Origin of the sequence: Rhodococcus sp. D-6, assembly GCF_040256695.1 — a bacterium.
Classification (GTDB): Bacteria; Actinomycetota; Actinomycetes; order Mycobacteriales; family Mycobacteriaceae; genus Rhodococcus; species Rhodococcus pyridinivorans.
The window spans coordinates 59,709-81,726 of the sequence record NZ_CP132970.1; the positions used below are offsets into that span (position 1 = coordinate 59,709).

Here is a 22,018-nt window from a genome sequence, read left to right on the forward strand (position 1 = left end):
GCTGCGGTGTGCACGTCAACCCGCGGAAGGAGACGAGTCGTGGAAATCCGCTGGTTGCAGGCTTTCGTGGCGGTCGCAGAGGAGTTACATTTCGGGCGTGCGGCCCAGCGTCTGCAGATGGCGCAGTCCCCTTTGAGTCAGACTGTACGCAAACTCGAGAAGGACATCGGCGTACCCCTGTTCGAGCGCAACACCCGCAGTGTGGCGCTCACGGCGGGTGGTCATGCTTTTCTGCCGCACGCCTACCACATTCTGGAGAGCGTGGAGACTGCCCGCCAGGCCACCCGCGCGTCGGCGGGAGGTGTATATGGGCGCATCAAGATCGGTTTCACGGGCGTGCTCAACCACCTGTCGCTCCCGCCGCTCACCCGGGCGCTGCGGCAGCGATATCCCGATATCGAACTCACGCTGGTCGGCCGCATCATGACTCGCGATGCAGTTGCACAGTTGGAAAGCGGTGCGCTGGATCTCGCGTTCGTCGGCCTGCCGGTGCAATCGGCGGGGGTGAGCACTCGACTGATCCGTCGCGAACCGTTCGGCGCGGTTCTCCCGGTGGATCACCCACTGGCCGGTGAGACCGCCATCGACCTGCGGCAGCTCGCCGACGACGGTTTCATCACCACTCCGATCTCGGCGGGATCGTCGCTGCAGGAGGTGACGATGCGGGCTTGTCTCGACGCCGGTTTCCGTCCGCGTGTGGTGCAAGAGATCACCGACCCCTACATGATCCTGCTGCTCGTTTCGACGGGAGTGGGCGTGGCGCTCATGACCTCGGGGATGGCGCCGATCGCCCCGCCGGGCACGGTGTTCGTGCCCCTCGCCGGCGAACCGGTCTACATGCTGCACGGTCTGGGCTGGTCGCCCAAACGGGTCTCTCCGGCGCTGGACGTCGCTCTTCGGCTCGCTGAGGAGATCCTGCCGACCCCGATTGAGACGTAAAAGGTCTTTTTACAAGACTTTTTCAGTGTTGGACTCGACATAGTGGCGCGTGACAGTCTCTGTTCGTCCCGACGAGTGTGAGGGTCGTTACAACAACGATCGCCTCAGTGTTCGTCGGATTCCGGGACGAAAGGAAAACCATGACGAACAGTCACACGTCGGATCGCGACGGGCACCGGACCGCCAATGCCCGCAGGGCCGCCATCTCAGGATTTCTGGGTAGCACGCTCGAGTACTACGACTTCTTCATCTACGGATCGGCCGCGGCGCTGGTCTTCGGGCACATCTTCTTCCCCGGAGGCGGCGCCACCGCGACTCTGCTGTCCATCAGCACCCTCGGCGTCGCCTACGTCGCCCGTCCTCTCGGCGCGGTGCTGTGGGGGCACTGGGGCGACAAGTTCGGCCGACGCAATGCACTGCTGGCCTGCCTGCTCATGATGGGCATCTCGACCTTCGTCATCGGCTGTCTGCCCACCTACGACCAGATCGGTATGGCCGCGCCCGTCATCCTGGTGCTGCTCCGCTTACTGCAGGGGCTGTCCGCCGGCGGTGAATCCCCGGGCTCCTCGTCGCTCACCCTGGAACACGCCCCGGCCGGGCGTCGCGCATTCTTCACCTCCTTCACGATGAGCGGCATCATGTTCGGCATCGTCATTTCGAGTCTGGTGTTCATCCCGGTGGCCTCGCTGCCCGACGACGCGCTCTACTCGTGGGGCTGGCGGGTGCCGTTCTGGCTCAGCATCGGTGTCACCGTCATCGCGATCTGGTTGCGCCGCAAGCTCGACGAGCCCGAGGTGTTCGAGGAGATCCAGGAGAGTGGGGACACAGCGGCACTACCGGTCGTAGAGATGTTCCGCTCCCACTGGCGCGCAGTCATCCGCATTGCCCTCAGCGCCACATTCGCGATGATCAACACCATCGTCAACGTCTTCGCGCTTGCATATGCGGTCGACGTCCAAGGGATGGAGCGCTCGACGATTCTATGGGCGATCGCCGCGGCCAACTTCGTCGCCGTGCTCACTCAGCCCCTCTTCGGCATCCTCGCCGACCGCATCGGCCGCAAACCGGTCTTCGTGTTCGGAGCACTCGGTTCCGGTGCCATGGTCTTCGCGTTCTTCGCCGCCATCGGAACCGGTAGCGCACCCATGGTGTTCGCCAGCGGAATCATCCTCATCGGCTTCTTCTACTCGATGCCCAACGGCATCTACCCTGCCTACTTCCCCGAGCAGTTCCCGGCCAAGGTCCGCTACACGGGCATGGCGGTGAGCCTGATGCTCGGTCTGCTCGTCGCCGGGTTCACCCCCGCCGTCGCCCAGATGCTCTCCGCGGGCGACACGGCGAACTGGGTTCCGGTCGCGACGATGTGCATGGGCTTCGCGGTGCTTGCCGCGGCCGCTGCGCTGACCGGCCCTGAGACGTACCGGACGCCGACCGAAGAACTCGGAGAACCGAAGCGTCCGGTACGGACGGTGGCGACGGACGGCCTCGTGCGCGCCGACGCCTGACCGATCGACCCGCCTCGGTGCTCGATCTGAGCACCGAGGCATCTCTTTCACGTAGGAGCACATCGTGTCCACCACTGCTTCGCACCGCATCGGGCTCGTCGGTGCCGGTATCGCCTCATCGCTCTCACCCGCACTCCACGAACATGAAGCCGCCGAACTCGGCGTCACCGACTACCGCTACGACCTGCTCGACCTCGACGCGCGGCGTGTATCGGTCGAGCACACAGCCGAGTTCGTCCGCGCCGCTGTGCGCGAGGGCTACACCGGTTTGAACATCACTCATCCCTGCAAGCAGCTTGTCATCCCGGCTCTCGACGCACTGTCCGACGATGCCCGCCTGCTCGGTGCCGTCAACACCGTCGTGGTCCGCGACGGCCGGTTGATCGGGCACAACACTGACCACAGCGGATTCCTCGCAGCGTTGCAGCGGGGGCTACCGGGTGCTGCGCTGGATTCGGTGCTGCTCGTCGGGGCGGGTGGGGCCGGCTCGGCCGTGGCATACGCACTCGGCGCAGCGGGCGTGAAGGACCTGACGATCTCGGATGTCGACCCGGCCCGTGCTGCAGATGTGTGTGCCCGCGTGGCCGCGGCGTTCCCCGCAGTGTCCGTCGAGCCGATCGCTGCCGCAGACCTCACCGAAGCCTTGCGGACGAGCCGCGGGGTGGTGAACGCGACGCCGATCGGCATGACCGGACACCCCGGAACTCCGTTCGATACGACCGAGCTGCGGTCCGACCAGTGGGTCGCCGACATTGTCTACCGGCCTCTTCGGACCGAAGTGCTATCGGCTGCAACGGTACTCGGGTGTTCGGTGCTCGACGGCGGGCAGATGCTCGTGGCCCAGGCCGCCGATACCTTCGCCTTGCTCACCGGCGTTACACCGGACGCTAACCGCATGCGTGAGCACCTCGGTGAACTGCTCGCACAACGGGACCTCGCTGCCGCGACCACGACGACGAAGGACATCCGATGACCACCCCGCCCTACGCCCAGCCCCTCGACCTCGGCCCGGTCCGGCTACGCAACCGCTTCGTCTCGGCTCCGATGGAACGCAACTATTGCGCCCCCGAGGGCAGCATGACCGACGAGTACATCGCCTACCTCGAACGCCGCGCCGCTGGGGGAGCAGCGCTGGTGTTCACCGAGGCCAGTTACGTGCGTGCGGACGGTAAAGGGCGCATCCGGCAGATGGGTGTCGACGACGACGACCGCATTCCCGGTATCGCGCGGTTGGTCGACGCGGTGCACGCCCATGGTGCCCTCGTCGGGGTCGAACTCAATCACGGTGGCCGCACCGCGCAGGGTGTGATCAGCGGATTCGTGCCCGTCGCACCCACGCCGATTCCGTGTGCTGTGGTGGGCGGTGAGATGCCCGAACAACTCGACGACGCCGACATCGAGCACATCATCGAATGCTTCGGCGAGGCCGCGGCGCGATGCGAACAGGCCGGCGTCGACGTGATCTCGTTGCACGGCGGCCACGGTTATCTCATCCACCAGTTCCTCTCGCCCGCCTACAACAAGCGCAACGACAAGTGGGCCGAACCCACCTTGTTCGTCAACCGCGTCATCGACACCGTGCGTGCTATGGCTCCCAGGGTGGCGCTGGGACTGCGGTTCTCCGCGTTCGAAGGCGTCGACGGTGGCCTCGACACAGCCACCACCCGCGAGCGTATCAACGCGATCGACACCCACCGCCTCGACTTCCTCGACGTATCGGCGGGCAACTACGAAGCGGGCCAATGGATCATCCAACCGGGCGAATGGTCCCGGGGACTCCTGGCACCCCACGCCGCGCCGTACACACGAGACTTCGACATTCCGGTCGGTGTCGCCGGACGAATCAACACACCCGAGGTTGCCGAGCACATCATCGCCTCCGGTCAGGCCGATTTCGTGAGCATGGCCCGCACTCTGCACGCCGACCCGGAGTTCCCGAATCGTGCGCTGGCCGGCACCCGTTACCGCCCGTGCATCGCGTGCAACTACTGCATCGACAGTCTGGCCGCCGGTCCCGTCCCGTGCTCGGTCAACCCGTGGGTCGGCCGTGAACTCGAGCAACCCGCCGGCCCCGCCCCCGCTCCGGTGCGGGTCGCGGTGATCGGCGGCGGACCGGCGGGCCTGTCGGCGGCGCGCGAACTCGCCGCGGCCGGCCACCACGTCGACCTCTACGACGAACGAGGGTCCCTCGGAGGTGATTTCGCGCTGGCTTCGGCCCTGCACGAATACCCCGAGTACCACCGCATCGTCGACTGGTATCTCGCCGAACTCACTGACCTGGACGTGGTGTGCCACACCGGCATCAAGGTCGACGCCCACACTCTGGCCGCCGAGGACTTCGATGCGATCGTTCTCGCGACCGGCGGCGCCGGCCCCGCCCTGGATGTGCCGGGCGTGGAGACACGGCGAGTGCGGGACGTGCGCGAGTTTCTCGCCTCGGGGGATCCGGCACCTGCGGCGGTCACCATCTTCGGTGCCGACCGTGAAGCGGCGGCCGTGGCCGACGACCTGCTGCAGAAGGGCACGCAGGTCGTCATGATCGGCCCGCAGGAGACCATCGCCCACGATGTCGGCCGCCGCGCCAAGATCGTGCTGCTGCCCCGCCTGGCGGCGGCCGAGAATTTCACCGCCCACCTGTCGTCGATCCTCGTTCGCCTCGACGCTGATCGTGCGGTGATCTCCACGAACGGTCGCGAGCACACAGTGCCTGCCCCGGGCGAACTGCTCGTGTCCCAGGGCATCGAACCGCGCACCGAGCTGCTTCCTGTGCTACGCGCGCTCACCCCACGGTTCGGTGTCCACAGTGTGGGCGATGCGAGCGGAGACGGCGGATCGATCCACACCGCCAATATCACTGCCGCCGACGTCGCTGCGCGCATTACTGCAACTGCCCACACCCACGTGGAGGTTCTCGCATGACCACCGACACCACCACAGTGACGCACCGCGACACCGTGCGCGCGGCGCTGCCACCGATGGGGCTGGGCACCTGGCCGCTGGCAGGCGCGGAGGCGACGAAGTCGGTGCTCAGTGGTATCGAGGCCGGCTACCGGCTGATCGACACCGCGTCCATCTACGGGAACGAGGACGCGGTCGGTGTGGCGCTTGCCGAATCAGGTCTGCCCCGTGACGAACTCTTCGTCACCACGAAGATTCGCGGCAACGATCAGGTGTCCGGCGACGTGCGAGGTGCGCTGGAGCGGAGCCTCGAGAATCTCGGGCTCGACCGTGTCGACCTGTATCTGATTCACTGGCCGCTGCCCCGGATCGACCGGTACTGCGCGACCTTCGAGGCAATGCTGGCGTGCCGCGACGCAGGCCTGGTCCGCTACGTCGGCGTCTCCAACTTCCTCGGCCATCACCTCGTCCGGGTGGTCGCGGCCACCGGAGAAGCGCCGGCCGTCAACCAGATCCAGATGGACCCGTCGCTGGCCCGGATCCCGGTCCGGAAGGCAAACGACGCGCACGGGGTGTTCACGCAGTCCTGGAGCCCGCTCGGCCGCGGTGACGTGCTGGGCTCTGCCGTGGTCACCGAGATCGCCGCCCGGATCGGCGCGACCGCTGCCCAGGTCGTGTTGGCCTGGCACCTCGCGGCGGGTGTCGTGCCGGTCGTCCGGTCTGCGAATCCCGTGCGCCAGGCCGAGAACCTGGCAGCTGTGAACATCACGCTGACCGGCACCGACCTTGCGGCGCTCGACAGGCTCGATCGCGGTGAGGATGAGGCCCGCGATGTCGAAGCGGAGGAGCATTTCTGATGGCGTCTCTGAGAGTGGGCATCGTCGGCTGCGGCAAGATCGCGGGCAACCATGCGCGGGCCCTGCAGCAGGTACCCGGCGTCGAGGTGGTCGGCTGCTCCGACCTCGACCTCGATCGGGCCCGGTTCTTCGCCGCCAGGTACGGGATCGCGAATGCTGTCCGCACTGTCGACGAGTTGATAGCCCTGGGGATCGATGCATGCACTGTCTGCACGCCGCACCCGGTGCACGAACAGATCGTCGTCACCGCCGCCGAGGCCGGCGTCCACGTGCTGTGCGAGAAGCCGATTGCAGTGGACGTCGCCGCGGCCGACCGGATGATCGAGGCTGCCGACCGGGCCGGCATCACGTTCGGGGTGCTGTTCCAGCGCCGTTTCTGGCCCGCCGCCCGCCGGATCCGCGAGGCGATCGACGACGGCACGCTCGGCACCCCGACCCTCGGTGAGGTGTCGGTGATCCTGCACCGCCCGTCCGAGTACTACGCGGCGGACGCCTGGCGCGGACAGTGGGACACCGATGGCGGGGGTGTGCTGATGACCCAGGCTGTGCACCAGATCGACATGCTGCAGTGGTTCATGGGTGAGGCAGTCTCGGTGAGCGGTCACATCCGCACCCACACCCACGGCGCGCACATCGAGACCGAGGACAGCGCGTCGGCCGTGGTCGCGTTCGCCTCCGGTGCGACCGCGACGATCACCGCGACCACCGGCGCGAACTACAACCTCGGCAACCGGGTCACCGTCATAGGCGGTACCGGCGCGATCGCCAGTGTCCTCGAGTTCCCCGAGGGCCGCGAAGGTGTCAACGAGATCTGGACCGTGCCTGGACAGCTCGCGCTCGGCACGCCGTTCTCGATCGACGTCCACGCCAACCTGGACGTCGCCGACGTCAATGCAGGTCTCACTGACTTCCACACCCTGCAGGTGCAGGACTTCGCCGATGCCGTCCTCACCGGGCGTGAGCCCGCCGTCACCGGGCGTGATGCCCGCGCTTCCCTTGCGATCGTTGCGGGCATCTACGAGTCGTCCCGCACCGGACGCGTCGTCAATCTGCAGGCCACCGCACATTCCGCCATGAAAGTGAACCGATGATCACCTCTGAAACACCCACCTCCACATTCGACGTCGTCGTCGTCGGTTCCGGCGCGGGCGGATTGTCCACCGCGGTCGCGGCCGCTCACAGCGGCGCGTCGGTCCTGGTGGTCGAAAAGGCCGACGTGTGTGGCGGCGCCACCGCATGGTCCGGAGGCTGGATGTGGACCCCGCGCACCCTGTTCGCGCGCGCCGACGGAATCGACGAAGACCGCGCCCTGCCCCGCACCTATCTCGAACACCGGCTCGGCGAAAATTTCGACGCCGACAAGGTCGATGCACTGCTCGACGGCGCCCCCGAGATGGTCGAGTTCTTCGAGACACGTACGGCCCTGCAGTTCGTGCCCGGCGCCGGTATCGCCGACATCCACGGCGATACCCCCGGGGCCGGTACCGGCCACCGCTCGGTCGGACCGAAGCCGGTAAGCCTGCGCACACTCGGTCCCGACGTCGCGAAACTGCTGCGCCGTCAGCTGTACGAGACGTCGTTCCTCGGCATGGGCATCATGGCCGGCCCGGATCTGCAGGCATTTCTGCACTCGACACGGTCACCGAAGGCATTCGCGCACTGCGCGCGCCGCGTCAGCACGCACATGTTCGACCTCGTCACCAAACGGCGCGGTCAGCAACTGGTCAACGGCACCGCGCTCGTCGGTCGCCTGTTGCGGTCGGCGCTCGATGCCGGTGTCGAGTTCCGGGTGTCCACTGAGGCCACCGCGCTCGACACCGACGACGGTCGGGTGAGCGGAGTGCGCCTTACGGGCCCCGATGGGGCATACACCGTCGTCGCCCGTAAGGGGGTCGTCCTCGCCACCGGTGGATTCACGCACGATCTCGATCGGCGCAGAGAGTTGTTCCCGCGTACACCTACCGGGCGTGAGCACTGGACCCTCACTCCGGCGACCACCACCGGAGACGGGATCTCGCTGGGCGAATCGGTCGGTGGCCGGCTGGACCGCACACTCGCCTCGCCGGTCGCGTACTGCCCTGTCTCCCTGGTCCGATACCGCAACGGCAAGCAGGGAGTCTTCCCGCACATCATGGACCGCGCGAAACCCGGCGCCATCGGCGTGTTGGCGAACGGCCACCGATTCGTCAACGAAGCGCTCGGCTACCACGACTACACGCTCGCCATGATCGAACAGGTCCCCGAGGGTGAGGAGGTCTGCTCGTGGTTGATCGCCGACGCGCGCTACATGAAGTACTACCCCCTCGGCATGGCCAAGCCGTTCCCGATCCCCACCTGGCCGTACCTACGTTCGGGGTACCTCACCCGCGCCGCCACGATCCGGGAACTCGCCGAGAAGATCGGGGTCGACCCGGACGGGCTCGACAAGACCGTCACCGTCTTCAACGAGAACGCGCGGGTCGGGCAGGATCCGGAGTTCGGCCGCGGCTCGACCTTGTTCAATGTCCGGTCGGGTGACGCCGACAACCCGTGGCCCAATCCGTCGTTGGCTCCGCTCGAGAAGGGGCCGTTCTACGCAGTGAAAGTGGTTCCCGGCAGCTTCGGTACGTTCGCCGGCCTCGTCACCGACTCGCAATCCCGCGTTCTGGACTCCGGTGACGAACCCATCGAAGGCCTCTACGCCGTAGGGGTGGATCAGGCGAGTGTGATGGGCGGTCACTATCCGTCCGGTGGTATCAACCTCGGCCCCGCCATGACCTTCGGCTATCTCACCGGACGCCGACTCGCCTCGACCACAGGAGCCTCCCGATGACCGCACCCCTCGGACTTGCCGCGCTCACCGTCCTGGACACCCCGCCGCTGCAGCACATCGACCTCGCCGAACGCCACGGCTTCGACACCATCGGCCTGCGCCTACTACCCGCTGCACCCGGCACCACCGCCTACCCACTGCACGAGGATCCCGCCACGCTCGACGAACTCGTGCACCGCCTCGCAGATTCGCCTGTCGAGTTGTTCGACCTCGAAATCATCCGCATCGCAGAGGGATTCGACACCTCGACCTATCGGCCGCTGCTCGAAGCAGGAGCACGGCTCGGCGCGCGGGCCGTGCTGGTCGGCGGCGACGATCCCGATCGTGTCCGGTTGACCGAGTCATACGCGCGCCTGGCGGAGATGTGCGCCGAGTACGGCATCGTCGCGAGTCTCGAGTTCATGCCGTGGACCGCCGTTCCCGACGCCAGAGCGGCGGTGGACATCGTGTCGCAGGCCGACGGGCCGGCACGCAGCGTTCTCGTCGATGCCCTGCACGTGGACCGTTCGGGTACGACCGTTGAGGATCTCGCCGAGATTCCTCGCGAGTGGCTGCACTACGCGCAGATGTGCGACGGATCCCACCCTGTCCCGGAGGACGACGCAGAGCTGATCCGGCACGCACGGGAGGAACGGCTCGTTCCGGGAACGGGGGGAATCGACCTGCGAGGAATCTGGTCTGCCCTACCGCAAGGTCTCCCGGTGAGCATCGAACTTCCCAACGAGCCGCTGCGCCGGGCACTGGGTGACGATGCGTGGCTCGACAGGATCATCAGCGCTACACGAAAAATGATCGCGCCGATGCAGACTGTGTGACGGGATCCGGAACCATCGAGGTGTACTCGTTAGTTGAGGAAGTAGGCGAGGACTTTCTCGACGGAATCCAAGACCTCTTCTGAAGCCACCCCAAGCTCGAGTGCGAGCTCGACGGATCCGAGGAGAGCATCTTCCACGTCAGGCGAAAAGGCCCGTTCGAGCACTCCAAGATAGTCGGACATGCTGGCATCGAGCTACCTCACGTGTGCTTCATGGCATTGGTACGCACCCACCCGAGGGGCATGGTCACCCACGCGTGGCTTACACGGTGTTCTGTTGCGTAGCTGCGTCCCGTCCGGCCAGGTAGCCGAACACGAGTCCGAGCGAGATGGTGCCGCCGGCACCGCCGTAGAAGCCCTTGGTAGGTGCGCCGCCGGAGTTACCCGCGGCGTACAGGCCGGGGATGACCTCGCCTTCGGTGTCCAGTGCTCGTCCGTTCGCGTCGGTCTTCGGCCCGCCGACGGTGCCGAGTGCGCTGGCTTCGACCTTCAGTGCGTAGAACGGCGCGGTATCGACGGTGCCGAGAACGCTCGACTTCGGGCTGTTCAGCACGGGCCGGATGATCTTCGCCAGCGGGCCGACGACGAGCGATCGCAGGCGTTCGGGATCGTTCTTCCGCGCGACCCTTCCGGCGAGTTTGTCGACTACTGGGCCGATGGCCTCGGCGAGGAGTGTGCGGGCCTTCGCGGTGGCGGCGGGGAAGCGGTTGTCGGGAGAGTACTTGCCCAGTCGCGGGTAGTAGGCGCCGAAGTACCGGTCGAACAGGGTATCGCCGCGGTGGAACTGCGGGTCGTGGCCGCGGGCGGCGTCGGGGTTGAACCGGTCGACCGTGCGGAGCAAGCCGACCTCGTCCACGCCGATCTTGCTCGCCAGCTCGGCGAGAGTTTCTGCCTGGTAGAGGTATTCGGGTTTCTCGCCACCGGGGGTGACTCCGAAGATGCCGAATTTCGTCCAGTACTGATGATCGAAGATCAGCCATGCGGTGGCGTTGGGCATGGTGCCGGTCTCCGGGTCCACCTCGCGCATGATCTTGCCGAACTGGTCGTAGGCCAAGGCCTCGTTCGCGAAGCGTTCGCCCTTGCTGTTGACCATGATGCTGTGCGGTAGGGCACGTTCGCCGAGGAAGACGCGGCTGAGGGGCGTGCCTTCGAGCTCTTCGCCGGGCAGCTGCACGCCGGGCATCCACCAGGCGTCCTGCATGCCGGTCAGGTCGGCGCCCACTTCCTCGGCCAGCTGCACGGCGATGCCGTCGTGGCCCTTGGGTGAGACCTGCACACCGAACGGTGCGCCGAGGTGAGTCGTCGTCAGCTCGGGGGAGCTCTCGTATCCGCCGCTGGCCAGCAGAACACCCTTGGTGGCGCGGACCGTGTGTTCGGCACCGCCGGCCGTCACAACGACGCCCTTCACCTTGGAGTCCTCGATCACGAGCCGGGTGGCGGGTGCCTCGACGCGCACGTCGACACCGTTGCGCAGGTTCGCTTCGAGCAGTGCGCCGATCAGGGCCGGGCCGGCGAGCCAGACTTCGTCGATGCCGATGCCGCCCAGCAACCAGAAGGGAAGTGGGTTCTTGGCCATGCCCGTGGTGAGAGCCGGCCGGACATATCTTGCGGCTTCACCGAGTCCCGCGGGGGAGTAGGGGCCGGGGAACAGTGCGCGGCCGACGGACGCGCCGTCGATGTCGGAGCGGTAGTCGGGCCAGATCGTCGGGATCCACCCGAACGAGGTGTTCTCTTCGATGTACCGGGCGACGGAGGGGCCGGTTTCCAGGAATTTCTCGATCATGGTGTGGTCGAGGATCTTGTTGCGTCCCTCGCCGTAGATGTAGCGGCGGGCCTGGTCGAGGTCGTCGTTCACCTTCAGGTCGTCGGTGGAGAAGCCGTGGTTCGGGATCCAGGCCGCGCCTGCGGAGATGCCGGTGGCGCCGCCGACGAGTTCGCGGGATTCGACCACAAGGACTCGTGCGCCTTCCTTGGCGGCGGTCAGCGCCGCCATCAGGCCGGCTCCGCCGGAGCCGACGATTGCGACGTCCACCTCCTGCGGGATGCCCTTGTGGGGCACCGTTCCGATGGAACCGCTGAACTGAGTCGAATTGCCGATCATGATCCTCCAACCTTCAGTTGTTGATACGCCTTCGGCTGGGAAGGGCGAACTGTGTATTTATCTTCTTGCCAATCGGATTGGGATCGCCTCGGCGTGTTACTGCACGATCGTGACGCGCATTTTCCGCCGATGATTTCGGCGCCGAGTGCGGTGGGGTTCGGTCTCTGCCGGCCCCATGCGCAGCAGGGCACAGAGCCGTCGAGCGGGACCTCCTCCGCGGCGGAGCCCTCGACGACCGGATGGCGGATGGCGCAGATCGGAAGGTCGTCCGGGCAACACTCGATTGCGGAGTTGTTCGCGACGGTGATCCCTTCCGGTCTGCGACGGGAGGGACGGTGTCAGTTCGCGAGTTTGGCGGCGACGGTGACGACGCGGTGGGCGAGGTGGTCGAGCGCCGCGATCGTGGCGTCGTCGAGCTCGTTCTGGTTGTTCGGTCCGGTGACGTGCCCGACCCCGTAGGGATTGCCGTCGGCGAACTTGAGCGGATCGGTGTAGCCGGGCGGAACGAGAATCCCGCCGAAATGCATCAACGAGGTGTACAGACCGATGAGGGTCGTCTCCTGGCCGCCGTGCGCAGTCTGGCTCGAGGTGTAGGCGGCGTAGGCCTTGTCGGCGAGTTTGCCCTGCGCCCACAAGCCTCCGAGCGAGTCGATGAACGTCTGGAACGGGGCGGCGGTGCTGGCGAAGCGGGTCGGTGAGCCGAAGATGACGGCGTCGGCCCACACGATGTCCTCGCCGGTAGCGGCCGGCAGGTTCTTGGTGGCCTCGTAATTTTCTGTCCAGGCGGGGTTTTCCGCGAAAGAGGCGGGGTCGCGGGTTTCGGCGATGTGGCGCACGCGCACCTCGGCGCCGGCGGCCTCGGCGGCCTCGGCCAGGCGCTCGGCCATCGTTGTTCCGTGGCCGGTGGCGGAATAGTAGATGATCGACAGCTTGGTCATATCGGTCCTTTCCTGCTCGGTGGTCGAGTCCTTGCGGATGGGGGTGGGATCTGCGCCGGCTTCCCCGCGGAAGAGGCGGCGGAAACTGAACTTCATGGGGCTCGATCCGTTCTGTCGGGTTATGGGGTGACACACGCAAAAGGTTGCGTGGTCAACTAGTTGTCACCGTAGTTCAGGTAGTTGAATTGTCAACTTAGAGAATGTCTCATTTGGCGAGCTTCTTGAAGCAGGTCAACGCCGCGGCGAGTTGGAGGAAAGCAGCGAAGTGCTCGCCGTGGCGCTCGTAGCGGATGGTCAGCCGGCGGTAGCCGGTGAGCCAGGCCAGAGTGCGCTCGATCTTCCACCGGTAACGTCCCAAGCGTTCGCTGCTGTCGACGCCGCGGCGGGCGATCCGCGGAACGATGCCCCGGGCCCGCAGCCACCGGCGGTGCACGGGGTAGTCGTAACCCTTGTCCGCCCGCAACCGGCCGGGTCGGCGGCGCCGCGGACCGCGACGCGAACGCACCGCAGGAATCGCAGCGACCATGGGCTGCAGCATGACACTGTCGTGGGTGTTCGCCGAGGTCACCGCGGTGACCAGTGGGATACCATCGGCGTCGGAGAGGATGTGGATCTTCGAGCCGTTCTTGCCTCGATCGACCGGGCTGGGACCGGTCAAAGATCCCCCTTTTTCGCCCGCACGTGCGCGGCGTCGAGGATCGCGGCGGACCAGTCCAGGTCCCCACCGGCACCGAGTTGGTCGAGGACCCGGCGGTGCAGCTCGTCGAACACCCCAGCCTTGGCCCAGGTCGTGAACCTTCTATGCGCGGTCGGAACACTGACTCCGAATGACGGCGGCAGGTGCCGCCAGGCACAGCCGCTGGTGAGCACGTAGACGATAGCGGTGAACACCGCCCGATCATCGAGCGCCGCCCGGCCGCCACCCTGCGGCCGCGCCCGGAAGCCGGGCAACAACGGTTCGACGATATCCCACAACGCATCCGGTACCAGCCGGGAAGACAACGCATCGACCACGACGGTGCATTATGTCGCACAAACGATCTCGACCATAAGAGACACTCTCTTAGGCCCCGCGGGTGGAAGATCGCATCCGATTTTCAGGCGGATGCGCGCTCGACGAGCAACGACAGGGCGTGACGCACCGTCCTCGCGAGCACGTCCTGGGGATCACCGTCGAAGCGCTGCTCCTCGCTGCGGGTGCCGTCCGGACCGGTCGTCGCGAAGCACACCGTGCCCGGCGGGCGGCCGTCCTGCGGGTCGGGCCCACCGGCTCCGCTCACGGCGACGACGATGTCCGCGCCCAGGAGGCGGGAGGTGCTCTCCGCCATCGTGCGGGCCGCGCTCTCGGACACGACGGGGCCCTCCGGAACCTCGAGCAGGCCGTACTTGACCTCGCGCGAGTACGCGACGATGCCGCCGCGGAACCAGTCGGAGCTGCCCTTCGCGGCACCCAGGCGGGCTGCGAGCGTGCCCGCGGTGAGCGACTCCGCGCAGCCGAGCGTCAGCTCCTTGTCGGAGGCGAGCTGTGCCAGCTGCTCGATCAACTCGTCGGAGGTGTCCGTCCCCTCCACCACGTCGTCATCGGCCATGCGTGTCTCCTTCCAGAGCATCGGGTCGCACCCAGCGGGTGAGCAGGGTGCCGTCGTCGTCGCACACCAGGTGCGCACGTTGCAGGGGTGTCAGAGCGGCCGTCGGCGAATGCGCGATACGCGCGGCGCTGCCGGCGGCCAGGACCGGAGCCCAGGTCAGGCACAGCTCGTCGACGACGCCGTCCTCGATCATGCGGCCGAACAGATTCGGTCCGCCCTCGCACAGCACCCGGAGCCATCCCGCCTCGCCGATCGCCGCGAGCAGGGAGGGGCCGTCGATCACTGCGTCGGCGATGACGCGGACGTCGCCTCCGGCGGCCTCCACCGCGCGCCGGGCGGTCTCGGGGGCCCGTGCGGTCGTGAAGACCACGGGCGGGATCGTCGTGTCGGTGAACAGACGCAGGTCGGGCGGCAGGTCGCACGAGGCGGTCACCACCGCGACCGGCGGTATCGGAGCGAGTCCGGCCTCCTCGCGGCGCACGCGCAGGGCCTCGCTGGTCCTCGCGCCGCCGTAGTTCTCGGCCCGCACGGTGCCTGCGCCCACGAGGATCACATCGGCGAGTTCGCGCAGCAGCCCGAAGACCTTCTTGTCGGCGGGCGAGCCGAGGGCGCCCGATCGTCCCTCGACCGCCACGGCTCCGTCGAGGGAGGACACGAAGTTGATCCGCATCCACGGCCGGGACAGGTCGTCGGGATAGGCGTAGAGAGCGCGCAGCGCCGTGTCGTCCACGTGCTGCGTCGCATCGGTGCCGTCGAGTCGTCGCATGACGCCGATCAGACCACTCCCGCCCGCCGGATGCACGTCACGCGCCGTGCCCGGCGTCGAGATCACCCACGGACTTGAAGGTCATGAGGCGGTCCAGGTCGCCACGGAGCTCACCGCGTTCGGGTTCGAGGAGGAAACCGCCGTGGTCGCCGGTCGTGAAGGTCTCGAGGATCCGGCCGACGAACCACGCGCGCGGGCCGTCCAGCACGGGTAGTGCGTGGGGTCCCTCGTGCCACGAGCAGCGGTCGAACTTGTCGATGTCGTCGCCGGTGTGCTCGCCGAACAGCGCTGCCAGTTCGCGGTCTGCCGGGGTCAGGACGTGCACGGCGAGGTGCTTCGCCTTCGACGCCACCCGGTAGGTCCGGTTCTTGTTCGACAGCGCCACCAGGAAGCGGGCCGGATCGATCGCGGACTGGGTCGCGAAACCGATCAGGCAACCGCTGCGTTCCTCGCCGTCGAATGCGGTGACGATGAACATCGGGTAGTCGAGCTGCGAGGCGATGTCCGCGAAACCGTCGGCGAATCCTTCGAGTGGGGTGTCGGCCATGAGCGGAATCGTACGGCCGTCACACCGATGCGGCGGTGGTTCGGCCGCGGTGCGGCTGTGAGTTTGGTCGGTGTGCGAGGTGGGGTACCCGCCGCAGTATGGACGCCGAGCACAGAGGTGATGGATCGTCGGGTGCCACCCTCGCCCCCGATGACCCGCGCAAACCCGACTCACCGACCGATCTGTCCACGCCGTCGTGGAAATATGTGCTGCGCAGGACGATTCGGGAGTTCAGTCGGGACCAGTGCACCGATCTCGCAGCCGCACTGACGTACTACGCCGTCCTGTCGCTGTTCCCTGCGCTGCTCGTCGTGGTCTCGTTGCTCGGCGTGTTCGGCCAGGGACAGACGACGGTCGACACCGTGCTCGGCATGGTCGAGGACCTCGGCCCGTCCTCCGCCGTCGACACCCTGCGAGGGCCGATCGAACAGCTCGTGTCCGCACCGACAGCCGGATTCGCCCTGATCGTCGGTATTCTCGGCGCGCTGTGGTCGGCCTCGGGATATGTCGGCGCCTTCGGCCGCGCCATGAACCGGATCTACGAGATCGAAGAGGGCCGGCCCGTCTGGAAGCTGCGTCCGCTGATGCTGCTGATCACCGCTGTGGCCCTGGTGGCCGCCGGGACGACCGCCCTGATGCTTGTGATCAGCGGCCCGGTCGCACGCACGATCGGCGACGTCATCGGCCTCGGCGACACCGCCGTGACGGTGTGGAACATCGTCAAGTGGCCCGTGATGCTTGCGCTGGTGGTCATGATCGTCGCGGTGCTGTACTACGCGACGCCCAACGTGTCCCAGCCGAAGTTCCGGTGGGTCAGCCTCGGATCGCTCATCGCGATCGTCGTGTGGATCGTGGCTTCGGTGGCATTCGCCTTCTACGTCTCGAATTTCGGCAGCTACAACAAGACCTACGGCTCACTCGCCGGTGCGGTGATCTTCCTGTTGTGGTTGTGGATCACCAATCTGGCCTTGTTGTTCGGTGCCGAGTTCGACGCCGAGATGGAACGTGGCCGCCAGCTGCAGGCCGGTATGCCTGCCGAGAAGACATTGCAACTGCCCGAACGTGATTCGCGCGCGAGCGAGAAGAACGCCGCCAAGCTGGAGGAACTCGTCGAACACGGGCGGAAGCTGCGCGAAGCCCACAGCGCCGACGGCTCCTCCGGAGAGGCGGCCGACCCCGTGGGCCCTACCGGGCCCACGACGGAAAGGAATCCGCGATGACGACACCCGGCAATGCGCGCCCCGTAGCCGAACAACCGAAGAACCTGTCCACTGTCGAACTCACCGAGCGGCTCACCGAACAGGTCTCGACCCTCGTGCGGACCGAGGTCTCGCACGCGCTCGAGGAAGTCAAGTCCAAAGGCACCCGCATCGGTGTGGGCGTGGGGATCTCGGGTGCGGGAGCGATCCTGTTGTTCCTCGGTCTGGCGACCCTGATCGCGACGGCCGTACTCGGCCTCGCCACCGCCGTCGAACCGTGGCTCGCGGCCCTCATCGTCGCGCTCGTGGTGCTCGCGGTCGGTGGCATCCTCGCCGCGGTCGGTGCCTCGAAGGCGAAGAACGCCGCACCGCCCGTGCCGGAACGCACGGTCGCCAGTGTCCGCGCCGACATCGACGCCGCGAAGGGAGCAACGAAGTGACCGCATCCGACAACGGTGGTCGTCCGGACGAGGTGGCCGACATCGAACGTCAACGGGCCGAACTCGCCGCGACCGTCGGCGAACTCACCGACAGACTCGACGTGCCCACCCGGGTCAAGCAGTCCGCGGCCGAACGGGCCCAGGAAGTCCGCAACCGGCCCGATCTGATCGCGGTGGCCGGCGGGGTCATCGCGGCCGTGCTCGTGCTGATGGTCGTGAGGCGCCGAAGACGGAAGTGACGTAGGCGTACTCCAGCGGACGGATACTCGTGTTCTGCACCGAGTATCCGTCCGCTGCTGTGTGCAGGCTCAGCGGGGCGTGCCGTCAGCCGCCGAGCTGTTCCTTCAGCGCGTCGAGCACGGCCGGGTCCTCGATCGTCGACGGCACGGTGTACTCCTCGTGGTCGGCAATCTGCCGCATGGTCTTGCGGAGGATCTTGCCGGAGCGCGTCTTCGGCAGGGCCTGGACCACGGTCACGTCGCGGAAGGTCGCGACCGCACCGATCTGGTCGCGGACCATCGTGACGAGTTCCTGACGCAGGGTCTCGGGCTCGATCTCCACACCGGCCTTGAGCACCACGTAACCCGAGGGGCGCTGGCCCTTCAATTCGTCGCGGATGCCCACCACGGCGCATTCGGCGACAGCGGGATGCGAGGCCACCACGGCCTCCATGCTGCCGGTCGAGAGCCGGTGCCCGGCAACGTTGATCACGTCGTCGGACCGGCCGAGGACGAAGACGTAGCCGTCCTCGTCGACATAGCCCGAGTCGCCGGTGAGGTAGTAACCGGGGAAGGTGTCGAGGTACGACCGACGGTACCGGTCGTCGTCCTGCCACAGGCCGGCCAGTGTGCCCGGCGGCAACGGCAGGCGGATGACGATGTTGCCCTCGGTGTTCGGATCGACGCGCTTGCCCTCTCCGTCGACGATCTCGACCCGGTAGCCCGGCACGGGGACAGTGGGGGAGCCGGCCTTGAGCGGCATCGCCTCGAGCCCGCGCAGATTCGCCGCGATCGCCCAGCCCGTCTCGGTCTGCCACCAGTGGTCGACCACCGGGCGGTCGAGCACCTTCGTCGCCCAGTGGTAGGTGTCGGGGTCGAGGCGCTCACCGGCGGCGAAGAGCGTCTGCAGCGAGTCGATGGGGTACTTCTTCAGTTCCTCGGCGTTCGGATCCGCCTTGCGCACAGCGCGAATCGCCGTGGGAGCGGTGAACAGTGCCTTGACGCCGTTCTCGGCGATGATCCGCCAGAACGCACCCGCATCGGGGGTGCCGACGGGCTTGCCCTCGTACATCACCGTCGTTGCTCCGACCAGCAGCGGGCCGTAGACGATGTAGGAGTGGCCGACCACCCAGCCCACATCGGACGCGGTCCACCACACGTCGCCCGGATCGATGTCGTAGATGTTGCGCATCGACCACGTCAGGGCCACGGCGTGCCCACCGTTGTCGCGGACCACGCCCTTGGGCTTCCCGGTGGTGCCGGAGGTGTAGAGGATGTAGAGCGGGTCGGTCGCCGCGACCGTCACGGGCTCCGCAGGGGACGCGTCGGCGCACAGCTCGTCCCAGTCGAACCACGCCGCCGAGGACGTCTGGTAGTCGGCCGCCGATCCGGGGATCTGCTCGCGGTTCTTCACGATCACGGTGTGCGGCGGGGTCGGCGACAGGCCGATCGCCTGCTCGACGATCGGCAGGTACTCGACGGTGCGGCCGGGTTCGAGACCACCGGAGGCTGTGACGAGCACGACCGGCGTGGCGTCGTCGATGCGGGTCGCGAGTTCCTTCGCGGCGAACCCGCCGAAAACCACCGAGTGCACTGCCCCGATGCGGGCGCAGGCGAGCATCGCGATGGCGGCCTCGGGGATCATCGGCATGTAGACGATGACGCGGTCGCCGGCGGCGACACCCTGGTCGCGCAGCACACCGGCAAACTTCGCGACCTCGTCGAGCAGTTCGGCGTAGGTGTAGGTGCGCTTGGCCGGGACCATTGCCGAATCCCAGATCAGGGCCGGGCGGTCGCCGTTGCCGGCGTCCACGTGCCGGTCGAGTGCGTTGACGCTGGTGTTCAGGGTGCCGTCCGGGAACCACTTGTACGACGGTGCCGCCGAGTCGTCGAGAGCTCGCGTCGGCGCGCTCTCCCACTCGACCGCGCGGGCGGCCTCGAGCCAGAATCCCTCCGGATCCTCGGTGCTCCGACGGAACGCCTCCTCGTACGAGCCCATCGTTCGTGTCCTTCCTCGACGGCGGTTGTGGCCCGAACCACTCTATGTGACCTGCAAGGGGGTGGCTGCAGGTCTGCGTCGGACGGACACGACCAGGCGACGAACGGACGAAGTGCCTACCCTGAGCCGCATGACCTCGATCGCGGAAGACCTGCTGCTCCTGCTTCTGGACGACGAATCGGGAAAGCCTCTCGTCGACGGAGTGAAACTGCCCCGCGTTCTCGCGGGTGCGGTGCTCCTCGAACTCGCCCTCGACGACGTGGTGGCGGTCGACACCGAGGGGGAGCAGGTGAAGAAGGGGCGGATCGCGATACGCACCGAGGCACGACCCGCCGATCCGATCCTTGCCGAGGCAGTCGAGCGTCTCGGCTCGGGCAGGCCGCTGAAGCCGACGTCGGCCATCGAGAAACTGCAGAAGGACCTGCAGGAGAAGCTTCTCGCGCGGGTCGTCGAGCAGGGCTGGGTCTCGGAGGAGCGCGGGAGGATCCTCGGCGTGTTCCCGACGAAGAAGTGGCCCGCGATCGATTCCACCCACGAGCAGCGCGTCCGCGACCTGATCCGCGCGGCGTTGATCGACGGCCTGACCCCGGAGCCGCGCACCACGGCGCTGATCGCGCTGCTGTCGGCGGCGGATGCGGCGCCGAAGGTGTTCCCGGACGCCGACAAGCGGGCAGTGAAGAAACGAGCGAAGGAGATCGCGCAGGGCGAGTGGGCGGCCGAGGCGGTGCGCGACGCCGTCGCATCCGTCAACGCGGCCATGATGGCCGCCGTCGCGGCCGGCGGGGCTGTGGCGGGTTCGAGCTGATCCGGATCGCGCCGGGTCAGGAGTGCACGCCGAGCTTGCGGTACCGCTCGATCCGTCGCCGGTAGCGGTCCTCCGCGGGCTCGTCGGTGAGGATCGCGAGTTCGCGGGCGACCGCAGCACCGACCCGCTTGACGAACGAGACGGGTTCCTCGGTGGCATCGGGATGCTCGGGGACGATCGCGTCGACGACGCCGTTGCGCAGCAGGTCGCGGGAGCGAATCCCCTGATCCTGCGCCATGGCCGGTGCGTGGGTGGTGTCGCGGTGCACGATCGCACTCGCGCCTTCGGGCGGGAGCGGGGCGAGCCAGCCGTGCTGCGCGCACAACACGCGGTCGGCGGGCAGCAGGGCGAGCGCGCCGCCTCCGGTTCCCTGACCGAGCAGCACCGACACCGTCGGGGTGGGCAGAGTGACGAGATCGGCGAGGCAGCGGGCGATCTCGGGTGCGAGCCCGCGTTCCTCTGCCTCCTTCGACAGCGACGCGCCGAGGGTGTCGATGACGAGCACGAGCGGCAGGCGCAGTTCGTCGGCGAGACGCATCGCGCGGCGGGCCTCGCGCAGTGCTCCCGGCCCCATCGTGCGTTCGGGTGACTGTCCCGCACGGTCCTGGCCGAACATCACACACGACACGCCGCGGAACCGGGCGAGGGAGAGCAGGACGGTGCGATCGGATTCGCCCTCACCGGTCCCGGACAGGGGGACCTGCGCGGAGGCGGCGTGACGCAGCAACTGCCGGATACCGGGCCGTTCGGGCCGTCGGCTGAGCATTACCGAATGCCAGGCCGGGATGTCGGGCACGTCGTCGACGGTGGTGATCGCCGGACTCGACGTCACCTCGGGCCGGTTGCCCTCGACGAGTACGCGCAGCAGCCGGTGCACGACCTGACGCACACCGCCGAGGGGCACGACCCCGTCGATCACGCCCTTGCGGTACAGGTTCTCCGCGGTCTGGACGTCCTCGGGGAAGTTCTCCTGGTAGAGCGCCTTGTAGACGCGCGGACCGAGGAACCCGACGAGCGCGCCCGGTTCGGCGGCAGTGACGTGCCCGAGCGACCCCCACGACGCGAACACCCCGCCCGTCGTCGGATTGCGCAGGTACACGAGATAACCGAGATGTGCGGCCTTGTGCGCAGCGACGGCGGCGGCGATCTTCACCATCTGCACGAAGGCGAGGGTGCCCTCCTGCATGCGGGTGCCACCCGAGGTGGGCGACGCGAGCAGGGGCAGTCCCTCGGCGGTCGCGCGTTCGACGGCGGTGACGATGCGTTCGGCGGCGGCGACACCGATCGAGCCTGCGAGGAAGGAGAATTCGCACACGATCAGAGCGACCCGGCGGCCGTGGACGGTGCCCGAACCGGTGAGCACGGATTCGTCGACCCCGGACTTCTCGGCGGCCCTGTCCAGATCGGCGAGGTACTTCTCGCCGGCCCCGACATCGATCGGCGGAACGTCCCAGGAGACGAAGCTTCCCGGATCGAGCACCTTGTCGATGAACTCCTGCGCCGAGATCCTGCTACCGGCCACGTCGCCTCCACCTGTCCTCGTCCGTCGCGGTCAACCTATACCGGCGCGAACGAGGGGGAGGACATGTGC

20 protein-coding genes are annotated in these 22,018 nt (G+C 67.4%); 12 read left to right on the forward strand and 8 right to left on the reverse strand.

All coding sequences use genetic code 11. The annotated features are described in order from the left end of the window. Positions 1-39 precede the first annotated feature (39 nt). From RBB84_RS00325 to RBB84_RS00360, 8 genes are all read left to right on the forward strand, one after another. Positions 40-939: a LysR family transcriptional regulator gene (locus tag RBB84_RS00325; RefSeq protein WP_064257555.1), complete on the forward strand. Its 900-nt coding sequence runs from the start codon at positions 40-42 to the stop codon at positions 937-939. Positions 940-1,079: 140 nt separating this feature from the next. After that, positions 1,080-2,444: an MFS transporter gene (locus tag RBB84_RS00330; RefSeq protein WP_064257562.1), complete on the forward strand. Its 1,365-nt coding sequence runs from the start codon at positions 1,080-1,082 to the stop codon at positions 2,442-2,444. 61 nt (positions 2,445-2,505) lie between these two features. Further along, positions 2,506-3,417: a shikimate dehydrogenase gene (locus RBB84_RS00335; RefSeq protein WP_064257556.1), complete on the forward strand. Its 912-nt coding sequence runs from the start codon at positions 2,506-2,508 to the stop codon at positions 3,415-3,417. Then, positions 3,414-5,363 carry an FAD-dependent oxidoreductase gene (locus RBB84_RS00340; protein WP_064257557.1) on the forward strand — a complete coding sequence of 650 codons (1,950 nt, stop codon included), beginning with the start codon at positions 3,414-3,416 and terminating at the stop codon, positions 5,361-5,363. The genes RBB84_RS00335 and RBB84_RS00340 overlap by 4 nt, the downstream gene beginning before the upstream one ends. Beyond that, positions 5,360-6,199, forward strand: coding sequence for an aldo/keto reductase (locus RBB84_RS00345; RefSeq protein ID WP_064257558.1), 840 nt, complete (start codon positions 5,360-5,362; stop codon positions 6,197-6,199). Before RBB84_RS00340 ends, RBB84_RS00345 begins: the two co-directional genes overlap by 4 nt. Next, positions 6,199-7,290, forward strand: coding sequence for a Gfo/Idh/MocA family oxidoreductase (locus RBB84_RS00350; protein WP_064257559.1), 1,092 nt, complete (start codon positions 6,199-6,201; stop codon positions 7,288-7,290). Before RBB84_RS00345 ends, RBB84_RS00350 begins: the two co-directional genes overlap by 1 nt. After that, positions 7,287-9,011, forward strand: a complete 1,725-nt coding sequence (locus RBB84_RS00355) for an FAD-dependent oxidoreductase (protein ID WP_156666254.1) — start codon at positions 7,287-7,289, stop codon at positions 9,009-9,011. Before RBB84_RS00350 ends, RBB84_RS00355 begins: the two co-directional genes overlap by 4 nt. Continuing rightward, positions 9,008-9,826 (forward strand): sugar phosphate isomerase/epimerase, encoded by an 819-nt coding sequence (locus RBB84_RS00360; RefSeq protein ID WP_064257560.1) that lies wholly within the window; start codon positions 9,008-9,010, stop codon positions 9,824-9,826. The genes RBB84_RS00355 and RBB84_RS00360 overlap by 4 nt, the downstream gene beginning before the upstream one ends. 261 nt (positions 9,827-10,087) lie before the next feature. Here the strand turns inward: RBB84_RS00360 and RBB84_RS00365 are convergent, their stop codons facing one another. The 6 genes from RBB84_RS00365 to RBB84_RS00390 form a co-directional block, all read right to left on the reverse strand. After that, positions 10,088-11,926, reverse strand: a complete 1,839-nt coding sequence (locus tag RBB84_RS00365) for an FAD-dependent oxidoreductase (RefSeq protein WP_064257561.1) — start codon at positions 11,924-11,926, stop codon at positions 10,088-10,090. 338 nt (positions 11,927-12,264) lie between these two features. Then, on the reverse strand, positions 12,265-12,864 hold the full coding sequence (wrbA, locus tag RBB84_RS00370; RefSeq protein WP_064257564.1) for an NAD(P)H:quinone oxidoreductase: 600 nt from the start codon (positions 12,862-12,864) through the stop codon (positions 12,265-12,267). A 205-nt stretch (positions 12,865-13,069) separates the two neighbouring features. Then, positions 13,070-13,866, reverse strand: a protein-coding gene (locus tag RBB84_RS00375; RefSeq protein WP_153008482.1) for an IS5 family transposase whose coding sequence is annotated in 2 segments (ribosomal slippage) — positions 13,070-13,536 and positions 13,536-13,866 — 798 coding nt in all. Because the reading frame shifts where the segments join, the coding sequence is not laid out codon by codon here. Positions 13,867-13,961: 95 nt separating this feature from the next. Next, on the reverse strand, positions 13,962-14,453 hold the full coding sequence (locus RBB84_RS00380) for a CinA family protein (protein ID WP_006551643.1): 492 nt from the start codon (positions 14,451-14,453) through the stop codon (positions 13,962-13,964). After that, positions 14,443-15,219, reverse strand: coding sequence for a pyrimidine reductase family protein (locus RBB84_RS00385; protein WP_024103101.1), 777 nt, complete (start codon positions 15,217-15,219; stop codon positions 14,443-14,445). The genes RBB84_RS00380 and RBB84_RS00385 overlap by 11 nt, the downstream gene beginning before the upstream one ends. 37 nt (positions 15,220-15,256) lie before the next feature. Next, the gene (locus tag RBB84_RS00390) at positions 15,257-15,766 is read right to left on the reverse strand and encodes a flavin reductase family protein (RefSeq protein WP_024103102.1); all 510 of its coding nucleotides are present in this window, start codon (positions 15,764-15,766) and stop codon (positions 15,257-15,259) included. 98 nt (positions 15,767-15,864) lie between these two features. On the opposite strand from RBB84_RS00390, the gene RBB84_RS00395 reads away from it, so the two are divergent. The 3 genes from RBB84_RS00395 to RBB84_RS00405 are packed head-to-tail and all read left to right on the forward strand — an operon-like array spanning position 15,865 to position 17,644. Beyond that, positions 15,865-16,986 carry a YihY/virulence factor BrkB family protein gene (locus RBB84_RS00395; RefSeq protein ID WP_024103103.1) on the forward strand — a complete coding sequence of 374 codons (1,122 nt, stop codon included), beginning with the start codon at positions 15,865-15,867 and terminating at the stop codon, positions 16,984-16,986. Next, complete coding sequence (locus RBB84_RS00400) at positions 16,983-17,405, forward strand: phage holin family protein (protein ID WP_006551639.1); 423 nt, start codon at positions 16,983-16,985, stop codon at positions 17,403-17,405. The genes RBB84_RS00395 and RBB84_RS00400 overlap by 4 nt, the downstream gene beginning before the upstream one ends. Then, positions 17,402-17,644, forward strand: a complete 243-nt coding sequence (locus RBB84_RS00405; RefSeq protein WP_064256960.1) for a DUF3618 domain-containing protein — start codon at positions 17,402-17,404, stop codon at positions 17,642-17,644. Before RBB84_RS00400 ends, RBB84_RS00405 begins: the two co-directional genes overlap by 4 nt. An 85-nt stretch (positions 17,645-17,729) precedes the next feature. Here RBB84_RS00405 and RBB84_RS00410 read toward each other — a convergent pair whose 3' ends face one another. Further along, on the reverse strand, positions 17,730-19,622 hold the full coding sequence (locus RBB84_RS00410) for a propionyl-CoA synthetase (RefSeq protein WP_064256959.1): 1,893 nt from the start codon (positions 19,620-19,622) through the stop codon (positions 17,730-17,732). A gap of 130 nt (positions 19,623-19,752) precedes the next feature. On the opposite strand from RBB84_RS00410, the gene RBB84_RS00415 reads away from it, so the two are divergent. Beyond that, a complete protein-coding gene (locus tag RBB84_RS00415; RefSeq protein ID WP_033096774.1) occupies positions 19,753-20,427 on the forward strand; it encodes a GPP34 family phosphoprotein in 675 nt (224 codons plus the stop codon). Positions 20,428-20,443: 16 nt separating this feature from the next. Here RBB84_RS00415 and RBB84_RS00420 read toward each other — a convergent pair whose 3' ends face one another. Continuing rightward, positions 20,444-21,949: a carboxyl transferase domain-containing protein gene (locus RBB84_RS00420; protein ID WP_033096773.1), complete on the reverse strand. Its 1,506-nt coding sequence runs from the start codon at positions 21,947-21,949 to the stop codon at positions 20,444-20,446. Positions 21,950-22,018 lie beyond the last annotated feature (69 nt).

Bases quoted from the DNA above. Each gene is read 5' to 3' on its own strand.
- RBB84_RS00330 (WP_064257562.1), top strand. From the start codon at position 1,080: ATGACGAACAGTCACACGTCGGATCGCGACGGGCACCGGACCGCCAAT.
- RBB84_RS00340 (WP_064257557.1), top strand. From the start codon at position 3,414: ATGACCACCCCGCCCTACGCCCAGCCCCTCGACCTCGGCCCGGTCCGG.
- RBB84_RS00345 (WP_064257558.1), top strand. From the start codon at position 5,360: ATGACCACCGACACCACCACAGTGACGCACCGCGACACCGTGCGCGCG.
- RBB84_RS00350 (WP_064257559.1), top strand. From the start codon at position 6,199: ATGGCGTCTCTGAGAGTGGGCATCGTCGGCTGCGGCAAGATCGCGGGC.
- RBB84_RS00355 (WP_156666254.1), top strand. From the start codon at position 7,287: ATGATCACCTCTGAAACACCCACCTCCACATTCGACGTCGTCGTCGTC.
- RBB84_RS00360 (WP_064257560.1), top strand. From the start codon at position 9,008: ATGACCGCACCCCTCGGACTTGCCGCGCTCACCGTCCTGGACACCCCG.
- RBB84_RS00365 (WP_064257561.1), bottom strand. From the start codon at position 11,926: ATGATCGGCAATTCGACTCAGTTCAGCGGTTCCATCGGAACGGTGCCC.
- wrbA (WP_064257564.1), bottom strand. From the start codon at position 12,864: ATGACCAAGCTGTCGATCATCTACTATTCCGCCACCGGCCACGGAACA.
- RBB84_RS00380 (WP_006551643.1), bottom strand. From the start codon at position 14,453: ATGGCCGATGACGACGTGGTGGAGGGGACGGACACCTCCGACGAGTTG.
- RBB84_RS00385 (WP_024103101.1), bottom strand. From the start codon at position 15,219: ATGCGACGACTCGACGGCACCGATGCGACGCAGCACGTGGACGACACG.
- RBB84_RS00390 (WP_024103102.1), bottom strand. From the start codon at position 15,766: ATGGCCGACACCCCACTCGAAGGATTCGCCGACGGTTTCGCGGACATC.
- RBB84_RS00395 (WP_024103103.1), top strand. From the start codon at position 15,865: ATGGACGCCGAGCACAGAGGTGATGGATCGTCGGGTGCCACCCTCGCC.
- RBB84_RS00400 (WP_006551639.1), top strand. From the start codon at position 16,983: ATGACGACACCCGGCAATGCGCGCCCCGTAGCCGAACAACCGAAGAAC.
- RBB84_RS00410 (WP_064256959.1), bottom strand. From the start codon at position 19,622: ATGGGCTCGTACGAGGAGGCGTTCCGTCGGAGCACCGAGGATCCGGAG.
- RBB84_RS00415 (WP_033096774.1), top strand. From the start codon at position 19,753: ATGACCTCGATCGCGGAAGACCTGCTGCTCCTGCTTCTGGACGACGAA.